Genomic DNA, 24009 nt, shown 5'->3' with positions numbered 1-24009 from the left:
TAGTGCAGAACCGAGCACCGCACCGGCTGCGGAACTGTGCCCGTACGAGTGGTGAACCGGCACGGGTATGGATAGCGTCTGTTCATGGCTGCCAAGGTGCTCGCGATCGTCCTGGCCGGAGGAGAGGGCAAGCGCCTGATGCCGCTGACCACGGACCGGGCCAAGCCGGCCGTCCCGTTCGGCGGGATGTACCGCATGGTCGACTTCGTCCTCTCCAACCTGGCCAACGCCGGCTATCTGAAGATCGTCGTGTTGACCCAGTACAAATCCCACTCCCTCGACCGGCACATCACCAAGACCTGGCGGATGTCGACCCTGCTGGGCAACTACGTCACCCCGGTGCCCGCGCAGCAGCGCCGTGGCCCCTGGTGGTTCGCCGGGTCGGCCGACGCGATCTACCAGAGCTTCAACCTGATCTACGACGAGCAGCCCGACTACGTGATCGTCTTCGGCGCCGACCACATCTACCGGATGAACCCCCAGCAGATGGTGGAGGACCACATCGCCTCCGGCGCCTCGGTCACGGTGGCGGGCATCCGGCAGCCGCTGTCCACCGCCGACCAGTTCGGTGTCATCGAGGTCGGCGAGGACGGCCGGCGGATCCGGGCCTTCCGCGAGAAGCCCACCGACGCGGTGGGCCTGCCCGACGCGCCCGACGAGATCTACGCCTCGATGGGCAACTACGTCTTCACCACCCGGGCCCTGGTCGACGCCGTCGAGCACGACGCGGAGGACAAGACCAGCAAGCACGACATGGGCGGTAGCATCATCCCGGCGCTGGTCGAGCGCGGTGAGGCGAACGTCTACGACTTCCGCGACAACGACGTGCCGGGCAGCACCGACCGGGACCGCGGTTACTGGCGGGACGTGGGGACCCTCGACTCCTTCTACGAGGCCCACATGGATCTGATCAACGTCCACCCGGTGTTCAACCTCTACAACTTCGACTGGCCGATCTACACCGAGCAGCCGCCGTTCCCGCCAGCCAAGTTCGTGCACCAGTGGGGCGAGCGGGTCGGCCGGGCGGTCGCCTCGATGGTCTCGCCCGGCGCGGTGATCTCCGGCTCGCTGGTGGAGAACTCGATCGTGTCACCGAAGGTGAAGGTCCACTCCTGGGCGCACGTGGACGGCTCGGTACTGATGGAGGGCGTCGACATCGGCCGGCACGCCGTGGTCCGTCGGGCCATCCTGGACAAGAACGTCCAAGTGCCCGAGGGGGCCGAGATCGGCGTGGACCTGGAACGGGACCGGCAGCGCTACACCGTCTCCGAGAACGGCATCGTGGTCATCGGCAAGGGACAGAAGGTGGAACTATGAGCGGTCACCCCCGCGCCGGGCAGCCGGCCGAGCCCACCGACCTGGTCGACGTACCGCGGCTGGTGACCGCCTACTACGCCGAGCACCCCGACCCGGCCGACCCGGCGCAGCAGGTCTCCTTCGGCACCTCAGGTCACCGCGGGTCGAGCCTGCGCAACGGTTTCAACTCCGACCACATCCTCGCGGTCACCCAGGCGCTCTGCGACTACCGGCGGGAGCAGGGCGTCGACGGCCCGCTGTTCCTCGGCCGGGACACGCACGCGCTCTCCGTGCCGGCCACTGTGGACGCTGTGGAGGTGCTCGCCGCCAACGACGTCACCGTGCTGCTGGACAGCCGTGACGGCTGCACCCCCACCCCGGCGGTCTCGCACGCCATCCTCGGCCACAACCGGGGCCGCACCGCCGGCCTGGCCGACGGCATAGTGATCACCCCGTCGCACAACCCGCCGGACGACGGCGGATTCAAGTACAACCCCACCCACGGAGGACCGGCCGACTCCGACGTCACGAGGTGGATCCAGGACCGCGCGAACACGATCCTCGCCGCCGGGCTCAAGGAGGTGCGCCGCGTGCCGTACGCGCGAGCCCGGGCCGCCGACACCACCGACACGTACGACTTCCTCGGCCGTTACGCCGACGACCTGCCGGCCGTTCTCGACATCGAGGCGATCCGCGCCGCCGGGGTCCGCATCGGCGCTGACCCACTCGGTGGCGCCAGCGTCGACTACTGGGGCGAGATCGCCCAGCGGCACCGGCTCGACCTGACGGTGGTCAACCCGACCGTCGACCCGACCTGGCGGTTCATGACCCTCGATGGCGACGGCAAGATCCGGATGGACTGCTCCTCGCCGAACGCGATGGCCTCGCTGATCGCCAGGCGCGCCGACTACCAGGTGGCCACCGGAAACGACGCCGACGCCGACCGGCACGGCATCGTCACTCCCGACGGCGGGCTGATGAACCCGAACCACTATCTGGCCGTGGCGATCGCCCACCTGTTCCGTACCCGCAGTGCGTGGGGGCCGGACGCCGCGGTCGGCAAGACCCTGGTCTCCTCCTCGATGATCGACCGGGTCGCCGCGGACCTCGGGCGTCCGCTGCTGGAGGTGCCGGTGGGCTTCAAGTGGTTCGTGCCCGGGCTGCTCGACGGCGCGGTCGGCTTCGGCGGCGAGGAGAGCGCCGGCGCGTCCTTCCTGCGCCGCGACGGCGGCACCTGGACCACCGACAAGGACGGCATCCTGCTCTGCCTGCTCGCCGCCGAGATCATCGGGGTGACGGGGCGCACCCCGAGCGAGCACTGGACCGGGTTGGCCGAGCGCTTCGGCGCACCCGCGTACGCCCGGATCGACGCCCCGGCCACCCGTGAGCAGAAGGCCGTGCTCGGCAAGCTCTCGCCCGAGCAGGTGACGGCGACCGAGTTGGCCGGCGAGCCGATCACCATGACGCTCACCACCGCCCCCGGCAACGGCGCGCCGATCGGCGGGCTCAAGGTCACCACGAAGAGCGGCTGGTTCGCCGCCCGCCCCTCCGGGACCGAGGACGTCTACAAGATTTACGCCGAGTCGTTCCAGGGGCCGGAGCACCTCGCCCGCATCCAGCAGGAAGCGCAGTCCCTCGTCACCGGCGTCCTCGGGTGAGAGGAAGGGCCCCTTCCTGACGCCTGAGGTAGAGCAGGGGCCCCTGCTTGACATCCGCCGAGCGTGACCGGGCCGACGCGGAGTGCCGCGTCGGCCCGTCGCGGCGCTGTCAGCGGGCCAGCGGTACGCCCGTGCGGGGCTCGGGAAGCGGACCGGGCAGGCTGCCGCAGAGCCGGGCCAACTGATCGATGACTTTGGCCGGCTCGTCGAACGGATCCAGCCCGCCGACCTCCAACGGGTCCAGCACAGGCACGGTCACGTGCGAGATGAGCGGGTGCAGCGGCCGGTGGTCTTTCTCCCCCCGACCGAGCAGGGCCTCGTGCAGCTTCTCACCGGGCCGCAGGCCCGTGTAGACGATCGGGACCTGGCTGGCCGCCTGCGCGACCATCCGGCGGGCAAGTTCGTCGATGCGTACCGGCTCGCCCATCTCGAGTACCAAGGCCTCACCGTCGCCCCCGATGCTTGCCGCCTGGAGGACCAGGTGCACCGCCTCCTGCACGGTCATCAGGTATCGCGTCACCTCGGGGTGGGTGACGGTCACCGGCTGCCCCGCCTCGATCTGCCGCTGGAAGGCGGTCACCACCGAACCCCGACTACTCAGCACGTTGCCGAACCGAACACTGAGGAAGGTGCCCGGACAGGTCGCCGCGGCGTGCGCGGTCAGCATCTCGGTGATGCGCTTGGAGTAGCCCAGGACGCTGATCGGGTCGGCGGCCTTGTCGGTGGAGATGTTGACGAACCGGGCGACATCCCGGCAGGCGTCCAGGACGGCGAGGGTACCCCAGACGTTGGTCTTCACCGCCTCACCCGGATGGCGTTCCAGTAGCGTCAGGTGTTTCAGCGCCGCGGCGTGGAAGACGATCTCGGGACGCCGTTGCCGCATGATGCGTCGGACACCTTCGTCGTCGCGAAGATCGGCGAGGATCAGCTCGGGGCCGTCCAACAGCGCACGTCCGGTGAGTGACATCTGGAGGCTGTGCAGCGCCGACTCGTCGCGGTCCAGCATCATCAGCTCAGCCGGATTGGCGCGCATGATCTGCCGGCACAGTTCCGAGCCGATCGAGCCACCTGCCCCGGTGACCAGCACGCGCCGGCCGGTGAGTCCGTTGTCGTCCAGGGTCAGGTCGCCGACCACCTGGCGTCGACCGAGCAGGTCGCTGACGTGGACGTCGCGCACGTCGCTGACCGAGATCCGATGATCCACCAGTTCTCGAACCGGCGGGAGGATCTTGAATGCCGCGCCGGCTCGGAGGGTCGCCTCCCGGATCTCACGGATCAGCGTGGCGTCGGCGTTCGCCACGGCGAAGATCACGGTGGTCGCCCCGGTGCGGCGGATCGCGTCGACGAGGTGGTGCCGGCCGCCGAGCACCGGGACTCCGGCTATGCGCAGGTCACGCTTGTCCGGGTCGTCATCGAGCGCACCGACGGGCAGGTAGCGGCCCTTCGGGTCGCTGAGCATCGCGCGCACCAGGCCCTGGCCGGCCTCGCCGAGGCCGAAGAGCAGCACCGGGATGGCGGAACGGGCGTCAGGACGCATGGCGCGGTCCCGCCGGTGTCGATGTAGCAGCCGGAAGGTGAGCATCAGCAGCAGCGCAAGTGCGCCACCGATCACCGGGCTGCTAGCGGGTATCGGGCGGTCGTCGAGCGTGAGAAGAGTTATCAGGATCACCGCCGCCGTGGTGCAGGTGGTGCCGGCGAGACCACGAACTTCATCGATGGTTCCCAGTGGCTGGCGGCCGGAGTGGACCCGGCGCAGAGCGCTCACGCCGACATGTAGCACGGCGGCCGCGCCACCGAGCAGCACCGCGTTCACCGCCTGACCAATGGTGAGCCCCTGTTCGTATCTCGCCCAACCGGCGACCGTGAACCCCCCGACCCAGGCTAGGGCGTCGGCGGCAAGAAAGATGGCGGTACGACGACGGCTGACCCTGCCACGGCCGGCGGCTGTTGATGTCGTTGACTGAACCCGCTGCATTTCCGGCGGCATTTACGACTCCCTGTCCTGTCCGTGGCCGGCAGTGACCCAGGTCAGGTCAGGGGCCACGCACGTCCCGCTAAATGCTTAGCGGAACCATGACCCTGCTATTCCGGTTTTCACATTTCTGTGGCCGGTCGTCTGGTTCTGTTTTCGGCCTATCGGCAAGCCGCGCCGCTTTCGGTAAAGCCTTCATCTCTGTATTGGTGGCTCAACGCAGGGGCGGCAGTTCGCGGCGGCCGAGTTGGCGGCGTAGGCCCTCGGGGAGCAGCTCGCGCAGCTGCTCGGGCAGCAACGGCAGATCCAGCAGGCTCAGCTTGAGCTGGCTGCGTTCCTGGTAGCGGCGCGGATCGAGGCGGACCACCAGACCGGCGTCGTGACGGTAGCTGATGTCCACCGCGCCCGACGTGGAGTCCTCCCGGATGACCAGCCCGTCCACCTCGACCGCGACCGGTCCCGACCCGGGGCGCAGCTCCAACCGCACCTGCTCCCCAGGGGAGAGCACCACCGACCGGGAAATGCCGGACATCGGCGCGCTCGGGGTCACCACCACCGCCCCGGTCGCGGGGGAGATCAACGGCCCGCCCGCAGCGTAACTGTAGGCGGTGGATCCGGTGGGAGTGCTCACCACCAGCGCGTCACAACGGTAGTAGCCGTACTGCTGCCCGTCCACCGCCAGGGTGGCGTTGACAAAGCCCTGCCCGGGACGGCGGATCAGCACGATGTCGTTGAACGCGACCACGTCGTCGCCGCACACGTCGCAGGCCAGGCAGCTGTGTACCTCGACGGTGTAGTCCCCGGTGCGCAGCCGGTCCAGCGCCGCCGGCAACTCCGGCGGCTCCACCTCCAACAGAAACCCCAACTTCCCCAGGTGTACGCCGAGGACCGGCTTCGGGTCGTTCACGGCCATCCGCAGCGCGCTCAGCATGGTGCCGTCCCCACCGATGCTGACCAGCACGTCCGACCGGCCGGCGAGCTGGTCATCCGGCACCACCCGGACCGACTCGGGCACCCGGTGCCGATCCTTGGCACGTACCGCGAGGGTGGCGTCGTGCCGGGCGGCCCAAGCCGCGATGGTGTCCACCACCGGGGTCACGTCCCGGGTGGGGTGCAGCACAAGCCCGAGCCGGATCCGGTCCATATCCCCAGCTCACCACAGTCCGAGCCGGTCACACGGCGGTACGCGGCAAGGCGCGCCGGCGGTGTCCCGACCGCCGGCGCGCCTTCGACCACCGCTACTGGCGCGGGCGGCCGGTCAGGTGGGTCAGCGATCGGGCGACCAGCTCGTCCCGGGCGGCCGGGGCCAGCCCTTCGAGCCCGAAGCCCAGATAGACGCTGTCCCCGGTGACCACCACCGAGCCCTCCTCGAACGCCTGCTGGCTGCGCGACCAGTCGTTGGCCGCCGGGCCGGAGCCTGCCGGGGCACCGGCCACCGCCCAGCCACCGAGGTCCGTCTCGAACGACGTCTCGGCGACCGTGGCCCCGTCGACGACGACCCGAGGGTCATCCAGGAACACCCCGAGGTTCTGGGTGGCCCAGTCGGTGGCGTAGGTGATGGAGACCTCCACCTGCTTGCCCGCGTACGCCGACAGGTCGGCCACGAACTCCTTCCAGCCGTTGGATGTGCCGGTGGCCGCGTGCCATTCACCGGTGGTGCCGGTCGGTGAGCAGTCCGCGCCCTGGTAGTGCGCGAGGAACGGGTGCAGCTGCTCCACCCAGCCGGAGGCGCAGCTGTCCCCTGTCTCCCGCGATGTCAGGCCGCCCGTGTCGGGCAGCGTGGTCCAGTCGTCGGTGCCCACCTCGTGCGCCTCGACGATCATGAAGTCCCAGTTCGTCTCGATGTCGAACGAGGTGAAGAATCGCAGCCCGCCGCTGTCAGCCCCGGTCAGGTCCACGGTCCGGGTCAGCCGCTTGTACGACTCGTCGGCCTGCCCGCTGAACAGGTACCAGTCACCGGTACGCGGGTCGAACGGCGCGCCGCCCGGCCGTCCCCAGCCCACCGGAGCAGAGCTGGCGAACTGCGGGTACTGCGCGGGCGGCAGGAAACTCGACGTGGTCAGGAAGGACGCGGTGTGGTCCTGGTTGCCAGCGGAGCCCTCGGCGTTGAGCGTTGCAGTGAACCCCGCGAACCGGCCCGCGTCGCCGACGACCGGGTACGGCTCCCCGTCGGGCGAGGTGCCGCCGTCGCTGACGTAGCTGTATGCCCCCAGCCAGTACTGCTGGAAGTCGTTGAGCAGTGGCAGACACGTCGGGTCGGCGGCGTTCGTGCACTCCGGCGGGGCGTCCGGCAGGTAACCGTACGAACCGTCGGCGGCCTGGGCGTAGAGCGCGTACTTGCCGCTGACCAGCAGCTTGCCGCCCTCGTTCAGGTAGTCCCGGACCGACATCTCGATTTCCACGGCCGCCTTCGCCACCGTGCCCGGCACCTGGCCCGGCTCGCGCAGGATGATGTCGTCGCCGGTTTCCCAGACCACCGCCCGGTAGTGCGACAGCACACCCAGATGGTGCGGGGCGGTACGCCCCATCGCGTCGAAGTCGTACACGTCGCTGCTGCGCCCGGCCGCCTTCAGCGCGGTGGCGATCTCGTCGGCGTACTTCGCGGTGCCGGTGTCCTGTGTGGGGCTCAGCCCGGTGACGTCCTCCACCGCCAGCACCAGCACGTCTCCGCCGATGTCGTCGTGTACCCGGTAGGTGAAGCGTTCGCTGGTGACCTTGACCTTGCCTCTCCCGGGCTTGACGGCGGTGAACCAGACCTGCACCCGGTCGCCCGGCCGGGCGCCGGTGACCTTTCCGCGCAGCTCGGCGTAGTAGTCGTCGTGGGTGTCGCCGTAGCGCTCACCGCCGCGCCACTGACGGACCGTGGTGGACTTCGTCCGACCTCCGTTGATCGTCCAGTTCAGCTTGACGTTCCTCAGTGAGCGCCGGGCGATCGCGGCCACCTGCTGGTTGCGGCCGTACGACACGTCGAAGTCGTCGACGACGAAGTCCGGCGTGCTGCGGCCGAGGACCGAAATCGGCTCGTCCGGCTGGTGCGCCGACTTCGCCACCGACAGCGCGAACGGGATGTTCTTGGCCACCTCGGCGGCGATCAGCTTCTCGTCGTCGGGGAAGGTGAAGATGCTGGCGCAGTCCTCCGGACGCCACTGGTCGTCCGGGTCCGACTCGGCCGCCGCCTGACAGGTGGACATCTCCGGAGTGAAGCCCAGGGTGCCGTAATGCACCGTGGCGTGCGTGTCGGTGTCGCCGTTGGTGGTGTACAACTCGGCGGAGATGTCCGGGTCGTAGCCGGGTACCGCCGGGTTGGCGTCGTCGCCGGCCAGCGCCTCGTAGATCACATCGTCGGGGGTCGGCGTGGCCACCTGCCAGCCGACGCCGTAGAGCAGCAGCTCCGCCGCCGAGTGGTAGTTGACCAAGAACTTGAACTTCAGGCGCTTGAAGAGCGCGTCCAGCGCCTTGGTCTCCGGCTCCGAGTTGGGGCCCGGCCCACGGTATGTGTCGCTGGCCGGGTCCGGCGAGGATCCCTCGTTGTCGTAGCCCCACTTGTAGCCGAAGTTGCGGTTGGGGTCGACACCGTCGACGCCGGTGATCTTCCCGTCGCCGTTGTTGTCGCGCAGGTTCTTGCGCCACAGCCGGTTGCCGGGGGTGAAGGTGTGGTCGTAGCCGTCCGGGTTGGCCACCGGGATGAACCACAGCTCAGTGGTGTCGACCAGCCGGGTGATCTCCCGGTCGGAACCGTAGTTGTCCAGCACGTGGTGCATCAGCCGGCGGGTCATCTCCGGTGTGATCCACTCTCGGGCGTGCTGGGCGCCGACATAGAGCACCGCCGGCCGCTTGCCGTCCTTCGTGTTCCTCGCATTCTTGGTGACCTTGACGGCCAGGATCGGCTTGCCCTGCGTCGAGCGGCCGATGGACTGCACCTTGGCCAGCTTCGGATGCCGCGCCGCCGTCGCGGTGATCTCGTCACGGATGCCGCCTGGTTCGCTGTAGGACCGGAACCCTGTCCAGCCCGCCGCGGTCTGCTCCCGCAGCACCTGCGACGCGTCCCTGCCGCGCACCTTCTTGACCTTCAGGTCGACGCCCTTGCGGCTCAGCCGGTCGGCCTGATCGCGGCTGAGCACGGTCTCGATTTCCGTCCTGCCGGACTGGTCGGGTGTCGAGCCGTGCCCGACGTCGACACCGGCCTCGCGCAGGTGGTGCAGCGCGGCCGGTCCGACAGTGCCGACGTATACCTCAAGGCCGTCGCGGCCACCCGGCTCTGACGGTGGGCGTGCGCTCGCCGGTGCGGTCAGCGCGAGAACGCCGACCAGAGTGAACACGCCGGCGATCGCCAGCGGTGTGCGCCTCATCCTGCCCCCTTCGATCGAAGGACTTCTCCGGCGAGCCTTGTGCCGGTCATGAAGCCTGTCAATACGTTTGGCGTAACGTCCCGCTGCGGGTGGTCGGTGCAGGTAACCGCGCATTTAGCCGCACCCACGCCGGCTCGGCCGTGCACCGGTGCCGGCCCCGACAGGAGGTCGGACGGAATCGACGTCGCGAGATCATCGGGCACCGACAGAACCGGGCCGGGAAGCATGCCCGGTGCCGACCTGGGACTCCGGAGATGCCGGCGCTGGTCGACGGATGCGGCGGCGGGCCGCTGCGGTCAGGATGGCCACCGCGACGATCAACTCGGCGATACCGGCCACCGCAGCGGTTCCGGTCGGCGTGAGTGTCGTGGCCTGCGCGAGAAGGCCAACCAGGACGATGACGGCGACGGCGGCGGCGGTCCGGGTCGCCGCGCGGTAGTCGCCGTCACCGATCCGGCTCAGGGCGAAGGCCCGATTCACGGAGGCGAACGGCAGGGCGACCGCCAGCAGTTGCAGCCACACCGCCGCGCCGGCGACGTCCAGACCGAGAACGTCGGTGGCAAGCCAGGGTGCCAGGCCGACGATTCCCGCCGCGACCACGGTCGCGGCGACCGTCGAGATGATCTCGGCCTCCCGTCCGACGGGGCGCGGGGGCCCGATCCGGTGGCGTCGCCGGGTCCGCATCGCCATCGGCACCCGGAGACCGCTGAACACGACCGCGACCAGCGCCTGGTAGATGCTGACCAGAGCCCCGTAGCATCCCACCACGTGTGGGCTGGCGACCAGGGAGAGCGCGAGCGTCCCCGCTCGGGCGCTGAACGCGTCGCCGATGCTGTGTCCGAACAGCCTGCGGTTCAGCCGGAACGCCCCCCTGGCCGCTCGTCCGGACAGCCCGGACCAGATCGGCTGTACTCCGTTGCCGTCCCGGCGGGCGAGCACCTCCACGAGAAGCAGGTAGATGGCGGCCCCCGTGGCTAGGGCGGCGGTCAGCGGAACGTCGACGATCAGCAGACCGAGGGCCAACACCCGGGTGCCGGTGAGAGCGGCGGAGACGCCGACGAACCGCAGCTGTCGGATCAGATCGCTGTAGCGCAGCTCGGCGAGGCTGTTGAGCATCAGCACACAGCCGGCGGCAACCAGGGCCGTACCGGCGTAGCCTTGCACCGCGTACAGGCCGGCGATCAGGCAGGTGGCGGCCGCCATCACCGGCAGGGCGATCAGCAGGCGCTGGCTGCGTGCGGCCAAACGCTCGTGTTCGTCTCCGGAGACATACAGCAGGGACGACCCCCCCATCACCAGAATCGCCACCCAGGTGAGGGCTGCGGTCATGACGCTGTAGGCAGCGATCTCCGCGGTCTGGCCCTGCCGTGCCGCGTACGCCAACATCGCCGCGTTGAGTAAGCCGTTGGCCAGACTGCTCGCCGACACGACGAGAGTGTTGGCGCGCAGCCCGGTGCCGTTGGACCGCTCGGGCGGGGTGGAAACGCTGACCGTTGGCGGCACGTGTCCGGCCGTCAACCGATCATCCTGATCCGGTCGAGGATGTTCGGGCCGCGCGCCTCACCGCGCCACGACCGGTAGGTATCGCCGGCCGCCCGACGCGCGGCGAGTCGTTCGGCCGGCGTCAGCCCGGCAAGTTGATCGAGATGGTAGGCAAGGGCCGCCGGCGTGTTCTCCGCCAGCACGACACCGCCACCTGCGCGTAGCAGCGAGGTCCACGGCGTCTGGTCCGAACAGACGACCGGACAGGACGCGGAGAGACTCTCCGCGATGACGTGCCCGAAGTTCTCCCCCTGGGTCGGGAAGACAAACGCGTCGTAAGCGGCGAAGGTGGACGGCACCTCGTGCGGCCTGAGTTCGCCCCGGTAGGTGAGGGTCACCAGTGTGGGCAGCTCTCGGGCGAGGTCCTGACATCCGGCCCAGTACGCCGGATCCTCCAGTGGCCCGTACAGGTCGAAGATCACCGGTCGGGTCATCCGGGTCAGGGCCTCGATCGCCACTGACACATTCTTGATCGGGCTGATCCGTCCGATGAAGACGAGCCGCAGCGGGCCGTTGATCTCTACGGGGGTGATGGGCTCCGGAGGGAGAGCCACGTCGCATCGACGGGTCTCGATCTGCGCCCAGGGGAAGACGCGGGTGATCAGTTGTGCCTCGCGGTCACTGGTGGCGTGCCAGCGCACCTTCGACGACCTGAGAAACGGTCGCCACACACGTAGGAACAACGACTTCTTGAAGCTCTTCACCTTAAGAGCGCTCGGCGCGACCTCGCCCCTGGGCGCAATGAGAATCTGCCTCACGCGCAATACGCCGATCCTCGCGGCAAGGATCGGCACAATCGCGAAGGTCGCCCAGAGGCTGTTCACGTACAGGAGGTCGAACGTGGTGGACCGTAGCGTGCGGAGCAGCGTGTAGAACTGCCTGCGGTTCGACGTGTCAAGGTAGTAGATCCGAGCCTGTCGGCGCCGGAACCACCGGCCGGAGAGCCCGGGATAAGGCTGCTGGCAACCGAGGTCCCGATCCCTCGTGACCATCGTCACCTCGATGGCTGTCGACACGTCATCCAGCAGTTTTGCCACGGAGCGGACCGGACCTCCGGCACGGAACCCCGGCTCGAAGAAGTCGCTCGTCAAGAGGACGCGATACGGCAGGGCGGGGCATGCTGGGAGGTTCGGTCGGTCGGGGTGGTGGCTCGCTGTTCGCGAGAGGATGCCAGGGTTGGATAAAGGCGAATCGTGAACACTGCTCGCGGCTGCGGTGGTGCAATCGTCGGCCGGGGCTCCGGGGTTTTCAGCCACGCATCGCCAACGACGACGAACCACCTACGGTGACGCACATACTGTGCCGCCGGCCTTGTTGTTCGATAGTTTGTGGGGTCGAACTACGATTACGATCGGCGGTCATGGCGACATCGACCGAAGCGTCCACAATAAGGAAAGTTGGATCTGGGCGGCCTCGACACGTCTACCGCGGATTCGATGGCCGCCGCATGAATCGACGGGTGACGAACGTCCTGGGACGTGGGCTCGTCGGTTTGACCTGGCTGGCCGCGGGTGCGGTGTGCTTCCTCCTCGACGGTCAACAGACGGCTGGCTGGGCCCGTCAGGGCGCCCTCGGGTTGAGCGCCCTGGCAGCCCTCTTCGGGATGTGGGTCTTCTGGCGCGACGGTGCCAGCCGGATCACGGCTGTCGGTCTCTACCACCTGGCGTTCGCTGTCTTCGTCGGCTTCAGTGGCTTGTACCAGGTCGCGTGGGCCTGGTCGGACGCTCCGGGAGTGCCGCTCCTCACCGCCCTGGCGATCTGCTACTTCGCGCAGGTGGTGACGTGGCTGCTGTTCTGGAGCGGAATCGGGCGACCCGACCTACCGCCGGACGCCGCGCAGGCCGACGGCCGGACTGCCGGCTGGGCGATGCGGTGTGGTGCCGTCCTGCTCACACTCGCGGTGGCCGGGTCGTCCATGGCCTCTGGATCACTGCCATTGGCCAACGCGGCCGGCTTCATCGGGGTCCTGTTCCTTGCCACGGGCCTGCTGCGAGGGCCGATGCGCCGTTGGCTACCGCTGTGCGCAGTGGTCATCGGAATCGCTTTCGCGACCTACTTCATCTACCTCTTCAACGGCTTCGGCCGGATCGTCCTTGGTGCGCTCGCGTTGGCGCTGCTGGTGATGTCGGCCCACCGTGACCGCCGGCGACTCACGAAGTCCCTCGTCCTGCTCGGCGCCGGCCCGGTCCTGTTGTTCCTCGCGGGGCTACGTGCCAGCGGTGCCTCGGCGTCACCTGGTGTCGAGGAGGACGGGTTCGAGTCGGCTGTCAGCCCACTGCACTCATTCGCCCAACTGCTCGACCTGCACGCGATGGGGTTGCTGCCATCGGCGCTGGGAGAGACTTTCCTGAACGCGGCGGTCGGCCTGGTGCCCCGCGCGGCCTGGCCGGAGAAACCGGCCGGCTTCGGCGCCGACCTGGTTGTGTTCCTGTCGCCCGAACTGGCTGGCACAGGGCATTCCGAGGCGGCGCTCTGGCACGGTGAGTGGCTGTTCAACTTCGGGCTGCTGGGGTTGGTGCTGATGATTCCGGTCACCGGTCTCGTGGTCCGCGGCCTCGACCGGCTCCTGCTCGTGGCCTCGTCGAAGCCGCTCGTCGGGCCCTACCCGGTGGGCGCCTACGTCGGGACGGTCCTTCTCGCCGTCGGTCTGTTCGATCTCGTGTGGGTGGGCAGCTTCACCTACGTGGTGCGCACCGGCGGGCGGTTGCTGGTGCTGATCGCCGTGCCCTTGGTGTTCGCCTTGGCCTGGGGAGCGAGTCGCCTGATGGCATCCGGCCACGACGGGAGCCCGTGGTCGGGCACTGGATCCGCGGGGCCGGCGACGGTCGATGGGCGGCTGCCGAGGGGGTGCCGCCGCTGACGACCAGCTTGTCGTTTTGTGGCATATGACGTTTCCCGAGAATGGCTGGCTCGTTTTCTGTCATGTGGCTGTCCGACCGACCTTGGCGGGTGCCTCAGCGACGACGAACGGGAGCATCAGTGACCTCAACGACGAACGGCGGGCGCGTACTCATCACCGGCGGCACCGGATCCTTTGGCCAGACGATGGTCCGTCGGCTGCTAGCCAGCGGCGTCGGCGAGGTTCGCGTGCTCAGCCGCGACGAGGCCAAACAGGACGCGATGCGGCGGCTGATCGGAGACTGGCGAGTGCGCTACCACGTGGGCGACGTCCGTGACCACGACTCGGTGTTGCGCGCCAGCCGGGGCGTCGACCACATCTTCCACGCGGCCGCGCTGAAGCAGGTGCCGTCCTGCGAGTTCTTCCCCCTTGAGGCGGTGCGTACCAACGTGCTCGGCAGCGCCAACGTCGTGGAGGCCGCCCAGCGCAACGAAGTCGCCTCGGTGGTCGTCTTGAGCACAGACAAGGCCGTGTACCCGGTCAACGCCATGGGCATGAGCAAGGCCCTGATGGAGAAGGTCGCCCAGGCGCATGCCCGGAACAACCCGGACAGCTCCACCGTCGTCTCCTGCGTCCGGTACGGCAACGTCATGTACTCACGCGGTTCGGTGATCCCGTTGTTCATCGAACAGATCAAGGCCGGCCGCGCCCCCACCGTCACCGACCCCGCCATGACCCGGTTCCTGATGTCCTTGGAGGACTCGGTGGCGCTGGTGGAGCATGCCTTCCAGCACGCCCGCCCGGGTGACGTGTTCATCCGCAAGGCCGCCGCCTGCACCATCGGGGACCTCGCCGAAGCTGTGTGCCAACTCTTCGATGTGCCCGCGAAGCTCGACGTCATCGGCGTACGGCACGGTGAGAAGCAGCACGAGACGCTGGCCAGCCGGGAGGATCTGGCCCGGGCCGAGGACTTCGGCGACTTCTTCCGGGTGCCGCTGGACGCCCGCGACCTGAACTACGCGCTCTACGTCTCGGAGGGGGATCCGGACGGGGGCCCGGCCGCCGACTTCGACTCCGCCAACGCGCTGCGGCTGGGCGTACCCGAGATCGTGAATCTGCTGCTGACGCTGCCGGAGGTCCGCACGGAGCTGGGACTTCGCGACGTGGTGCCGACATGCTGAGGTTGGCCGTAACCGGAGCCGACGGCTTCCTCGGCTGGCACGTGCGGGTGCTGGTCCGGGCGCTCGGTTGGCCGGAACCCGTCCGGGTGGGCCGGAACGAGCTGGCCGATCCACGGCATGCCGGCGAGCTGCTGTCCGGCGTGGACCGGGTGTTGCATCTGGCAGGGCTCAACCGGGGTGAGCCCGACGACGTGGCTGCGGGCAACCTGCGGGCCGCCGCCCACCTGGTCGCCGCGTTGCGGGCCGCGGACGTCGCGCCGGCCAGGGTGGTCTTCGCCAACTCGGTGCAGGCCGGCAACGGCACACCGTACGGTGACGCGAAGGCTGCCTGTGCCCAACTGCTCGCCGATACCGGGCTGCCGCTCGACGACGTCAGGCTGCCGAACCTGTACGGCGAACATGGTCGGCCGCGGTACAACTCGGCGGTCGCGACGTTCTGCCGGGTGCTCGCCGACGGCGGGCAGCCAGAGGTGCACGCCGACCGGGAACTCGACCTGGTGCACGTCACCGACGCCGCGGCTCGGCTGGTCGGGGTTCCGGCCGGTGGCTCCTGGGATCCGGGCATGCCCGCGCTCCGGGTCGGCGTACGCGAACTGGCCGACCGGCTGTCGGCGACGGCAGCCACCTACCGCACCGGCGAGTTGCCTCTGCTGCGCGACCGGCACGACGTCAGGCTTTTCAACACCTACCGGTCGCACTGCTTCCCGGCGCACTACCCGCTGCCGCTGCACCGTCGGGCCGACGCCCGCGGTGAACTCGTGGAAACTGTCAGGTCCCATGGCGGCGGCCAGACGTTCTGCTCGACCTCGCATCCGGCGATCATCCGGGGCGAGCACTTCCACCTCGCCAAGGTGGAGCGGTTCGTGGTCCTCCGTGGCTCCGCCGAGATCAGTCTCCGGCGCGTCGGCCACGCCGACGTGGTGCGCTTTCCCGTGACCGGCGACGCGCCGGTGGCCGTGGACATGCCGACCATGTGGGTGCACAACCTGGTCAACACCGGTGATCGTGAACTGGTCACTCTTTTCTGGACCAACGAGCTGTTCGATCCGACCAGCCCGGACACCTGGCCCGAGCCGGTGGACGCGGCGGTGCCGACGCAGGTAGCGGTCGCCGCGTGAAGATCGGCGTCGTCACCCAGTGGTACCCCCCGGAAGGGGTGTTCATCCCGGGAAACCTGGCACGGGGGTTGGCCGATCGAGGACATGCCGTGCGAGTGCTGACCACCTTTCCGAGCTATCCGAACGGCCGGACCTTTCCCGGATGGCGTCAACGCTGGCGACACCGGGAGACCGACGGCCCGGTCGCGGTGCGGCGGGTGCCCACGTTCACCAGCCACGACACCTCGGCGGCCAGGCGGGCGCTGAGCCACCTCTCCTTCGGTGCCAGCAGCGCGCTGGCCGGCCCGGGGTGGTTGGCCGGTGTGGACGTCACGTACGTCTACCATCCACCGCCGACCGCGGTCACGGTCGCCGCCCTGTTGCGCGTGGCCCGGCGTACCCCCGTCGTTCTGCACGTGCAGGACCTGTGGCCGGACGCCGTCACCGCATCGGGGATGGCCCCCGTCGGCCGATTGGGACGGGCACTGGAGACCGGTGTCGGCGCCCTGATGCGTGCCGCCTACCGGACCGCCGGCGCGATCGTGGTCATCTCGCAGGCCATGGCGGAGCAGGTGGTGGCACGTGGCGCTGATCCGGACCGGGTCAGGGTCGTCTTGAACTGGACCGACGATTCGCTGTTCCGGCCGGTGCCGGTGACGCCGGACGCGAGGGCGGTGCTGGGACACAGCGGTCGGTGCACCGTCATGTTCGCCGGAAACCTCGGCCTCCTGCAGGGGCTCGACACCGCGGTACGCGCCGCCGCGGCGGTCCGGGACCGGATGGATCTGGTGCTGGTCGGTTCCGGTGCCGGCGAGGAACAGATCCGTCAGCTCGCCGTCGATCTGGGCGCCGACAACGTCCGGTTCGTGGGCCGCCGCCCGGCGACCGAGATGGCCGCGCTCTACGCGGCGGCCGACTTCCAGTTGGTCTGCCTGCGGGACCTGCCCGCGCTGCGCGGCGCGACCCCGTCCAAGTTGCAGGCCGCGCTGGCCTGCGGCACGCCGGTCATCGGGTCGATCGCCGGCGACGCGGCGGCGTTGATCCGGTCGAGCGGGGTGGGACTCGTGAGTCCGCCGGAGGACTGGCGGGCGTTGGCCGCCCGGTTCACCGAGGCCGCCGCGCTGCCCCGGCACCGCCGTGACCAGATGGGGCGCCAGGCCCGACAGGTCTACGAGAACCGGATGTCGGTGCGCGTCGGCGTCGACCAGTTCGAGGACATCATGGTCAAGTTGGCCACACGGAGGGGACGCAGATGACGCGGATCATGACGGTGGTGGGTACCCGTCCTGAGATCATCAGGCTGTCCCGGGTCATCAGCCGGCTCGACGAGACCGTGGAACACTCGTTGGTGCACACCGGGCAGAACTGGGACAGCAACCTCTCGGACGTCTTCTTCACCGAGCTGCGACTGCGGGAGCCGGACCGATTCCTGCGAGTGGACACGTCCTCGCTGGCGCGGGTGCTGGGTGGCGTGCTGGTCGGGGTTGAGGCGGCCATCTCCGAACTGCGACCGGACGCGCTGCTCGTCCTCGGCGACACCAACAGCTGCATCGCCGCGTTGATGGCCCGCCGGATGCGGGTGCCGGTCTACCACATGGAGGCCGGTAATCGCTGCTTCGACCTCAACGTGCCAGAGGAGACCAACCGCCGGATGGTCGACCACGTCGCCGACTTCAACCTCGTCTACACGGAGCACGCCCGACGCAACCTCCTCGCCGAAGGTCTGCACCCGCGCCGGATCCTGCACACCGGCTCGCCTATGCGTGAGGTGCTGGAGCACTACCAGCCGGAGATCGAGAGCTCGCGTATCCTCAGCCGGCTCGACCTGACCCCCGGCCGCTACGTCATGGTCAGCGCCCACCGGGAGGAGAACGTCGACCAGCCCGCCCGGCTGCGGCGGCTGCTCGGCTGCCTCGCCGCCGTCCGGGACCGCTGGGGCCACCCTGTGCTGGTCTCCACCCACCCACGAACCCGCAAGCGGCTCGAGGCACTGGCCCCCGACGCGACCGTGCTGGATGGCATCGCCTTTCACGAGCCGTTCGGCTTGATCGACTACGTGCACCTGCAGACTCGTGCGTTCTGCACCCTGTCGGACAGCGGGACCATCAGCGAGGAGTCGGCGATCCTCGGCTTCCCGGCGGTCACCCTGCGGGAGTCGATCGAACGACCCGAGGCGCTCGACGTCGGCGGCATCATCATGACCGGGCTGGACCCACAGGGCGTGGTGGAGGCCGTGGAAGTCACTGTTGCGCAGGTGAACGCGGACGGGGTGCCCTGCCCAACCGACTACCGAGTCGCAGACACCTCACGGCGGGTGGTGGACTTCATCCTGTCCACTGTGCGGCGGCACCACGGCTGGGCGGGCATCCGCCGCTGAGTCCAGCCGGGGCTGGGACCCGAGAGGCTCCCGTTCAGCGGGCCGGAACTCCTTTGACCACCACACCCTCGGGCACGTCGCGCACCACGCAGGCACCCGCGCCGACCGTGCTGTCCCGGCCGACCCGGAGCCCCTGCAGCACGGCGGCGTTCGTGCCGACCAGCACCCCTTCGTCCAGCCGGCACTCGCCGGAGATCGAGGCCAGCGGGTTCACCGACACGTGGTCGGCCAGCACGCAGTCGTGCCCGACGGTGCAGTTCTGATTGAGATGCACATGCCGCCCGACGGTCACGTTGGTGGTGACCCGTGTTCCGGCGAAGGCGACCAGACCGGGACCGTGTCGCAGGTCCGGGCCGAGTGTCGCGTCGGGATGCACCAGACTGGCCGCCGCCACCCCGTACCGGTCGACCCGATCCGCGACCGCCCGTCGGATCCGTGGGTCGCCGACACCGACGACGTGGTGGGTGTCCGGGGGGGCCTCAGCCAGCCAGGTCGTCCCGCCCAGGTAAGGCACGTCGAGCCGCTGCACCCGCTTGAGATTGACCTCCGAGGGTCGGTCGTCGACGAAGCCGAGCAACTGCCAGCGGGGTCGTCCGATGGTGGCGTTCACCGCGCGCGCGATGGTCAGGATCTCCCGTCCGTGCCCGCCGCAACCGACGATAACCAGAGGTACGGTCACGCCGCCGGCGCCCCGGTACGGGTGGTCAGGAACTCGTCGATCGCCGAGAACACGGTGGTCACCTGCCGCTCGTTGAGGACACTGCCGCTGGGTAGGGTCAGCCCTTCGGCGAAAAGACGCTCGGCGGCCCCGGTGAGTCGATTCTCGGCGTCGGCGTACGCGGGCTGCAGGTGCATCGGCTTCCACACCGGACGGGTCTCGATGTGCCGGGCGGCGAGGTGGGCGGCGAGGTCGGCGGCAGCCCATCCGGAGCGCTGCCGGTCCACCCGGATGCTGGTGAGCCAGCAGTTCGAACCGGTGTCCTCTGCGCCGATCAGCTGTACTCCCGGCACCGGGGCGAACAACTTGGCGTACTGGTCACGGAGACGACGGCGGCGGTGAATCATGCTGCCCAGCCGGATCAGTTGGGCCCGGCCGAGTGCGGCGAGCAGGTTGCTCAGCCGGTAGTTGTAGCCGGTCTCCCGGTGCTCGTAGTGGGGGACCGGCTCGCGTGCCTGGGTGGACAGGTGTCGGGCCCGTTCGAGCAGGGCCACGTCGTCGCCGACGAGCATCCCACCCCCCGAGGTGGTCATGATTTTGTTGCCGTTGAAGGACAGCGCCCCGATCCGCCCGAACGAACCGGCGGGCCGGCCGAGGTGGGTCGCGCCGAGTGCCTCCGCGGCGTCCTCGACCACCGGAACGTCCGCGGCGGCGCAGATCGGCAGCAACGTCGAGTAGTCGGCGCAGCTACCGAACATGTCGACCGGGATCACCGCGCCGATCCGCTCGCCCCGCGAGCGGATCCGTTGCAGCAACTCGGCGAGCAGGGCGACGTCGATGTTGCCCGTCCGTGGGTCGCAGTCGACGAAGATCGGACGGGCGCCGGTGTAGCAGACCGCGTTGGCGGTGGCGACGAAGGTCAGCGTGGGCACCAGCACCACGGCTCCGGGACCGATGCCCAGCCCCAGCAGGGCCAGGTGCAGCGCGGCGGTGCCTGAGCTGACCGCCACCGCGCCACGGGTGCCGACCTTGGTGGCGACCTCCGATTCGAAGGCGTCGAGATCCGGGCCGGCCGGGGCGACCCAGCCGGAGCGCAGTGCCGCGATCAGGTAGGACTCCTCCAGCGGACCGACATCCGGCGCGGACAGATGGATCTTGTCGGTCATCGTCGACTCCCGAGGAACTCCGGCGCGGTGGCGTTGCCGGCCGCGGAGATTCCGTCCCGCCGCAGCACCGTACGGATCGTGGCGGCCAGGATCGCCAGGTCCAGGCGGAGACTGCGGCGCGTCACGTACTCCACGTCGAGCGCGAGCTTGTCATCCCAGTCGAGGCTGTTGCGCCCACGTACCTGGGCCAGCCCGGTGACACCGGGCCGGACCTCGTGTCGCCGTGCCTGGGTAGGGGAGTAGCGACTGAGGTACTCGGGTAACAGCGGCCGGGGACCGATGATGCTCATGTCGCCGCGCAGCACGCACCAGAGTGTGGGCAGTTCGTCGAGGCTGGTGGCGCGCAGCCAGCGACCGAGCCGGGTGAGTCGGTCGGCGTCGCTGGTCAGCCCTCCGCACGGTGCCCGCATGGTGCGGAACTTGACCAGCTCGAACGGGCGGTCGTCGCGCCCGATGCGGCACTGCCGGAACAGCACCGGTCGGCCGAGGCCCACGGCGACCGTCACCGCTACCGCCACCATCACCGGCGTGGTCAGCAGCAGCAGCAGGGCCGAGACGACCACGTCGAATACACGTTTGGCCGGATCGCCGCGCCGTGCGGACCGGGTCGGACGTGCCGGCGCGGTCGCCATGGATACGGGCACCGTTATGACCTCCGTATGTCTACCGGCAATAGCGGACAAACGGGTTGTATCAGACTTATTGCTGGTCCCGCCGGAAAGTAGCAACAGTCGACACGCACCCCGACACGTCAACCCGGGGCGGCCGGCAAAGGACACGCACGTCGGCGCGTCGACCTACCTCGGGAGTGTCGCCGAGCCGCTGGTCAGGATTTGCTGTCGCCGGCGTCGAGGCGCCGCTGCAGCATGATCCGCAGCGGTGTCGACTCTCCGTCCCGGCCCCCCGCGCCGACGATCAGCGGGGCGGGGCCGGGCTGCGGGTCCGCCCCGAGGAACCGGGCCCGCAGCGCGCGCGGCACGATCAGCAGGTGGAATCGTCCGTCGACGTCGACCGCTCGGCTAAGCGCCCGGTCGATGTACCAGCCGTGCAGCCCGGTCCGGTACCGGGCCCGGCCGTCGTGCGATCGGGCGACGAGCCGGGTGGTGGCCAGACCACGTCTCCGCGCCTCGGCGACGAACACGCTGACCAGCCGCGCCGCCTCGGCCTGTTCGTCGCGCCGGCGTCGCTGCTCGGCCGCCGCATGCGCCAGCACCGCGTGTCGCCGCATCTCCCGCCAGTCCGGGCCGTCGTCACTGACCACGAGCCGACGGTACGCCCACCCGTAACCGCCACCTGGTGCGCCCTCCGCCGGTCTGGTACGCCCCGACGGCGAGAGCAGACCAGGCGTGCGGGCGGGCTGCCCGAGGTGCACCGCCCACCCGCTGCGCCGTGCCGGTCGTGGGCCCGGTGGCTCAGAGCAGGCCGGCCCGCCGAAGTGCGTCGGCCATCGCACCGTCGGCGGGCGACGTCGCGCCGCCCTGGCCCTGGCGCACCTGACCACCGCGGGACTGGCCGGACTGGCCGCCGCGGCCCTGGCTGCCACGTCCCTGCCCACGGCGTCCCTGCCCCTCGCGCCCGCCGGATCCGCTCCGGCCCTCACGGCCGGCGCCGGCCCGGTCAGCGCCGCGCCCGGCGCCCGGCTCCGCCTCGTCGTCCAGCCGCAGGGTCAGCGATATCCGCTTGCGGGGCACATCCACGTCCAGCACCTTGACCTTCACCACGTCACCGGACCTCACCACCTCGTGCGGATCCTTGACGAAGGTGCGGGACATCGCCGACACGTGCACCAGGCCGTCCTGGTGCACCCCGACGTCAACGAACGCGCCGAACGCGGCGACGTTGGTGACCACGCCCTCCAGGACCATGCCGGGCGTCAGGTCGCCGATCTTCTCGACGCCGTCGACGAAGGTCGCCGTCCTGAACTCCGGCCGAGGGTCGCGACCCGGCTTCTCCAACTCGGCGAGGATGTCGGTGACGGTGGGCAGGCCGAACGTGTCGTCGACGAAGTCGGTCGCGCGCAGCCCGCGCAGGATCGTGCTGCGACCGATCACCGAGCGCAGGTCCTGACCGCTGGTGGCGAGAATCCGGCGCACCACCGGGTACGCCTCCGGGTGCACGCTGGAGGAGTCCAGCGGGTCGTCGCCGTCGGGGATGCGCAGGAAGCCCGCGCACTGTTCGAACGCCTTCGGGCCCAACCGGGCCACCTTCTTCAGCTCGGCCCGGGTCCGGAACGGCCCGTTGGCGTCCCGGTGCAGCACGATGTTCTCGGCGAGGCCCGCGCCGATGCCGGAGACCCGGGTCAGCAGCGGCGCGGACGCGGTGTTGACGTCCACCCCGACACCGTTGACGCAGTCCTCCACCACCGCGTCCAGCGACCGGGACAGCTTCACCTCGGACAGGTCGTGCTGGTACTGCCCGACACCGATGGAACGCGGGTCGATCTTGACCAGCTCGGCGAGCGGATCCTGCAGCCGGCGGGCGATGGAGACCGCCCCGCGCAGCGACACGTCCATTCCGGGCAGTTCCTGTGAGGCGTACGCGGAGGCGGAGTAGACCGACGCGCCGGCCTCGGAGACCATCACCTTGGTCAGCTTCAGCTCCGGGTGCTGTTTGATCAGGTCACCGGCGAGCTTGTCGGTTTCCCGGCTGGCGGTGCCGTTGCCGACGGCGACCAGCTCGACCCCGTGCGCCGCGGCCAGTCTCGCCAGCGTGTGTAGGGACGCGTCCCACTGCCGGCGCGGCTCGTGCGGGTAGATCGTGTCGGTGGCGACCACCTTGCCGGTGGCATCCACCACGGCCACCTTCACCCCGGTACGCAGGCCCGGGTCCAGCCCCATGGTGGGCCGGGCACCGGCCGGCGCGGCGAGCAGCAGGTCACGCAGGTTGGTGGCGAAAACCCGAACCGCCTCCTCCTCCGCCGCCTGCCACAACCGCATCCGCAGGTCCGCGCCGAGGTGGATGAGGACGCGGGTACGCCACGCCCAGCGCACCGTGTCGGCGAGCCAGCGATCGGCGGACCGGCCGGCGTCACTGATCCCGAAGCGGCCGGCGATCACGGCCTCGTACCGGCTTGGGCCGGTCACCGGAGCGCCGGGGTCGCCCTCGGCCTCCGGGTCCAGGGTCAGGTCGAGCATGCCCTCCTTCTCGCCACGGAACATGGCCAGGATGCGGTGCGAGGGCAGCCTCGGATACGGCTCGGCGAAGTCGAAGTAGTCGGAGAACTTGGCCCCGGCGGTCTCCTGTCCCTCGCGTACCCGGGACACCAGCCGGCCTCGCGACCACATCTGCTCGCGCAGCGTGCCGATCAGGTCGGCGTCCTCGGCGAACCGCTCGATCAGGATGGCCCGCGCGCCGTCCAGCGCGGCGGTGGCGTCGGCCACGCCCCTTTCGGCGTCGACGAAGGAGGCCGCCGCCGTCTTCGGGTCCTGCGTCGGATCGCCGAGCAGCGCATCGGCGAGCGGCTCCAACCCGGCCTCGCGGGCGATCTGCGCCCGGGTCCGCCGCTTCGGCTTGAACGGCAGGTAGATGTCCTCCAGCCGGGATTTCGAGTCGGCCGCCATGATCTGCGCTGCCAGAGCCTCGTCCAGCTTGCCCTGACTGCGGATGGACTCCAGCACCGCCGCCCGCCGTTCGTCGAGCTCGCGCAGGTACCGCAGGCGCTCCTCAAGGGTGCGCAGCTGGGTGTCGTCGAGCAGGCCGGTCGCCTCCTTGCGGTAGCGAGCGATGAACGGCACGGTGGCGCCGCCGTCGAGCAGCTCCACGGCCGCGCGTACCTGGCGCTCGGCGACGCCGAGCTCCTCGGCGATCCGTTGATGAACAGAGAGGGTCACGATCTCGCTCCGCCTTCGGGTCTGGGTTCCGCCCTGCATTGTGC

General features: G+C 69.7%; 17 protein-coding genes. 7 read left to right on the top strand and 10 right to left on the bottom strand.

Going from position 1 to position 24009, the window contains the following annotated elements; all coding sequences use genetic code 11:
• Nucleotides 1–84: 84 nt before the first annotated feature.
• Nucleotides 85–1317, top strand: a complete 1233-nt coding sequence (gene glgC / locus ACFHWY_RS06980; RefSeq protein WP_416579259.1) for a glucose-1-phosphate adenylyltransferase — start codon at nt 85–87, stop codon at nt 1315–1317.
• Nucleotides 1314–2954 (top strand): phosphoglucomutase (alpha-D-glucose-1,6-bisphosphate-dependent), encoded by a 1641-nt coding sequence (gene pgm / locus ACFHWY_RS06975; protein WP_416579258.1) that lies wholly within the window; start codon nt 1314–1316, stop codon nt 2952–2954. Before glgC ends, pgm begins: the two co-directional genes overlap by 4 nt.
• A gap of 109 nt (nt 2955–3063) precedes the next feature.
• Here the strand turns inward: pgm and ACFHWY_RS06970 are convergent, their stop codons facing one another.
• From ACFHWY_RS06970 to ACFHWY_RS06950, 5 genes are all read right to left on the bottom strand, one after another.
• The gene (locus ACFHWY_RS06970; RefSeq protein ID WP_416579257.1) at nt 3064–4941 is read right to left on the bottom strand and encodes a polysaccharide biosynthesis protein; all 1878 of its coding nucleotides are present in this window, start codon (nt 4939–4941) and stop codon (nt 3064–3066) included.
• Between the two features lie 199 nt (nt 4942–5140).
• Nucleotides 5141–6070 carry an NAD(+)/NADH kinase gene (locus ACFHWY_RS06965; protein WP_416579256.1) on the bottom strand — a complete coding sequence of 310 codons (930 nt, stop codon included), beginning with the start codon at nt 6068–6070 and terminating at the stop codon, nt 5141–5143.
• A gap of 94 nt (nt 6071–6164) precedes the next feature.
• Nucleotides 6165–9275, bottom strand: coding sequence for a M14 family zinc carboxypeptidase (locus ACFHWY_RS06960; RefSeq protein WP_416579255.1), 3111 nt, complete (start codon nt 9273–9275; stop codon nt 6165–6167).
• Between the two features lie 192 nt (nt 9276–9467).
• Complete coding sequence (locus ACFHWY_RS06955) at nt 9468–10793, bottom strand: lipopolysaccharide biosynthesis protein (RefSeq protein ID WP_416579254.1); 1326 nt, start codon at nt 10791–10793, stop codon at nt 9468–9470.
• Nucleotides 10790–12097 carry a glycosyltransferase family 4 protein gene (locus tag ACFHWY_RS06950; protein ID WP_416579253.1) on the bottom strand — a complete coding sequence of 436 codons (1308 nt, stop codon included), beginning with the start codon at nt 12095–12097 and terminating at the stop codon, nt 10790–10792. The genes ACFHWY_RS06955 and ACFHWY_RS06950 overlap by 4 nt, the downstream gene beginning before the upstream one ends.
• A 179-nt stretch (nt 12098–12276) precedes the next feature.
• On the opposite strand from ACFHWY_RS06950, the gene ACFHWY_RS06945 reads away from it, so the two are divergent.
• The 5 genes from ACFHWY_RS06945 to wecB all read left to right on the top strand — a co-directional run bounded on the left by ACFHWY_RS06945 (nt 12277) and on the right by wecB (nt 18311).
• On the top strand, nt 12277–13677 hold the full coding sequence (locus tag ACFHWY_RS06945; RefSeq protein ID WP_416579252.1) for a hypothetical protein: 1401 nt from the start codon (nt 12277–12279) through the stop codon (nt 13675–13677).
• Between the two features lie 119 nt (nt 13678–13796).
• Nucleotides 13797–14837, top strand: coding sequence for a polysaccharide biosynthesis protein (locus ACFHWY_RS06940; protein ID WP_416579251.1), 1041 nt, complete (start codon nt 13797–13799; stop codon nt 14835–14837).
• Entirely contained in the window at nt 14831–15955 is a 1125-nt protein-coding gene (locus tag ACFHWY_RS06935; protein WP_416579250.1) for an NAD-dependent epimerase/dehydratase family protein, read from the top strand. The genes ACFHWY_RS06940 and ACFHWY_RS06935 overlap by 7 nt, the downstream gene beginning before the upstream one ends.
• Nucleotides 15952–17190 (top strand): glycosyltransferase family 4 protein, encoded by a 1239-nt coding sequence (locus ACFHWY_RS06930; RefSeq protein ID WP_416579249.1) that lies wholly within the window; start codon nt 15952–15954, stop codon nt 17188–17190. The genes ACFHWY_RS06935 and ACFHWY_RS06930 overlap by 4 nt, the downstream gene beginning before the upstream one ends.
• Complete coding sequence (gene wecB, locus ACFHWY_RS06925) at nt 17187–18311, top strand: non-hydrolyzing UDP-N-acetylglucosamine 2-epimerase (protein WP_416579248.1); 1125 nt, start codon at nt 17187–17189, stop codon at nt 18309–18311. Before ACFHWY_RS06930 ends, wecB begins: the two co-directional genes overlap by 4 nt.
• A 34-nt stretch (nt 18312–18345) precedes the next feature.
• On the opposite strand, the gene ACFHWY_RS06920 is transcribed toward wecB, so the two are convergent.
• The 5 genes from ACFHWY_RS06920 to ACFHWY_RS06900 all read right to left on the bottom strand — a co-directional run bounded on the left by ACFHWY_RS06920 (nt 18346) and on the right by ACFHWY_RS06900 (nt 23965).
• Nucleotides 18346–18990, bottom strand: a complete 645-nt coding sequence (locus ACFHWY_RS06920) for an acetyltransferase (RefSeq protein ID WP_416579247.1) — start codon at nt 18988–18990, stop codon at nt 18346–18348.
• A complete protein-coding gene (locus ACFHWY_RS06915) occupies nt 18987–20135 on the bottom strand; it encodes an aminotransferase class I/II-fold pyridoxal phosphate-dependent enzyme (protein ID WP_416579246.1) in 1149 nt (382 codons plus the stop codon). Before ACFHWY_RS06915 ends, ACFHWY_RS06920 begins: the two co-directional genes overlap by 4 nt.
• Nucleotides 20132–20779 carry a sugar transferase gene (locus tag ACFHWY_RS06910; RefSeq protein ID WP_416579245.1) on the bottom strand — a complete coding sequence of 216 codons (648 nt, stop codon included), beginning with the start codon at nt 20777–20779 and terminating at the stop codon, nt 20132–20134. Before ACFHWY_RS06910 ends, ACFHWY_RS06915 begins: the two co-directional genes overlap by 4 nt.
• A gap of 182 nt (nt 20780–20961) precedes the next feature.
• Nucleotides 20962–21363 (bottom strand): hypothetical protein, encoded by a 402-nt coding sequence (locus tag ACFHWY_RS06905; RefSeq protein ID WP_416579301.1) that lies wholly within the window; start codon nt 21361–21363, stop codon nt 20962–20964.
• Between the two features lie 184 nt (nt 21364–21547).
• Nucleotides 21548–23965: a Tex family protein gene (locus tag ACFHWY_RS06900; protein ID WP_416579244.1), complete on the bottom strand. Its 2418-nt coding sequence runs from the start codon at nt 23963–23965 to the stop codon at nt 21548–21550.
• Between the last annotated feature and the right edge of the window lie 44 nt (nt 23966–24009).

Origin of the sequence: Micromonospora sp. LOL_024 (genome assembly GCF_048060415.1) — a bacterium.
GTDB lineage: Bacteria > Actinomycetota > Actinomycetes > Mycobacteriales > Micromonosporaceae > Micromonospora.
The sequence above is the reverse complement of the archived record's forward strand: the minus strand, read 5'-3'. Positions and strand labels throughout refer to the sequence as shown.

Bases quoted from the DNA above. Each gene is read 5' to 3' on its own strand.
- glgC (WP_416579259.1), top strand. From the start codon at position 85: ATGGCTGCCAAGGTGCTCGCGATCGTCCTGGCCGGAGGAGAGGGCAAG.
- wecB (WP_416579248.1), top strand. From the start codon at position 17,187: ATGACGCGGATCATGACGGTGGTGGGTACCCGTCCTGAGATCATCAGG.
- ACFHWY_RS06915 (WP_416579246.1), bottom strand. From the start codon at position 20,135: ATGACCGACAAGATCCATCTGTCCGCGCCGGATGTCGGTCCGCTGGAG.
- ACFHWY_RS06935 (WP_416579250.1), top strand. From the start codon at position 14,831: ATGCTGAGGTTGGCCGTAACCGGAGCCGACGGCTTCCTCGGCTGGCAC.
- ACFHWY_RS06965 (WP_416579256.1), bottom strand. From the start codon at position 6,070: ATGGACCGGATCCGGCTCGGGCTTGTGCTGCACCCCACCCGGGACGTG.
- ACFHWY_RS06960 (WP_416579255.1), bottom strand. From the start codon at position 9,275: ATGAGGCGCACACCGCTGGCGATCGCCGGCGTGTTCACTCTGGTCGGC.
- ACFHWY_RS06905 (WP_416579301.1), bottom strand. From the start codon at position 21,363: ATGCGGCGACACGCGGTGCTGGCGCATGCGGCGGCCGAGCAGCGACGC.
- pgm (WP_416579258.1), top strand. From the start codon at position 1,314: ATGAGCGGTCACCCCCGCGCCGGGCAGCCGGCCGAGCCCACCGACCTG.
- ACFHWY_RS06970 (WP_416579257.1), bottom strand. From the start codon at position 4,941: ATGCCGCCGGAAATGCAGCGGGTTCAGTCAACGACATCAACAGCCGCC.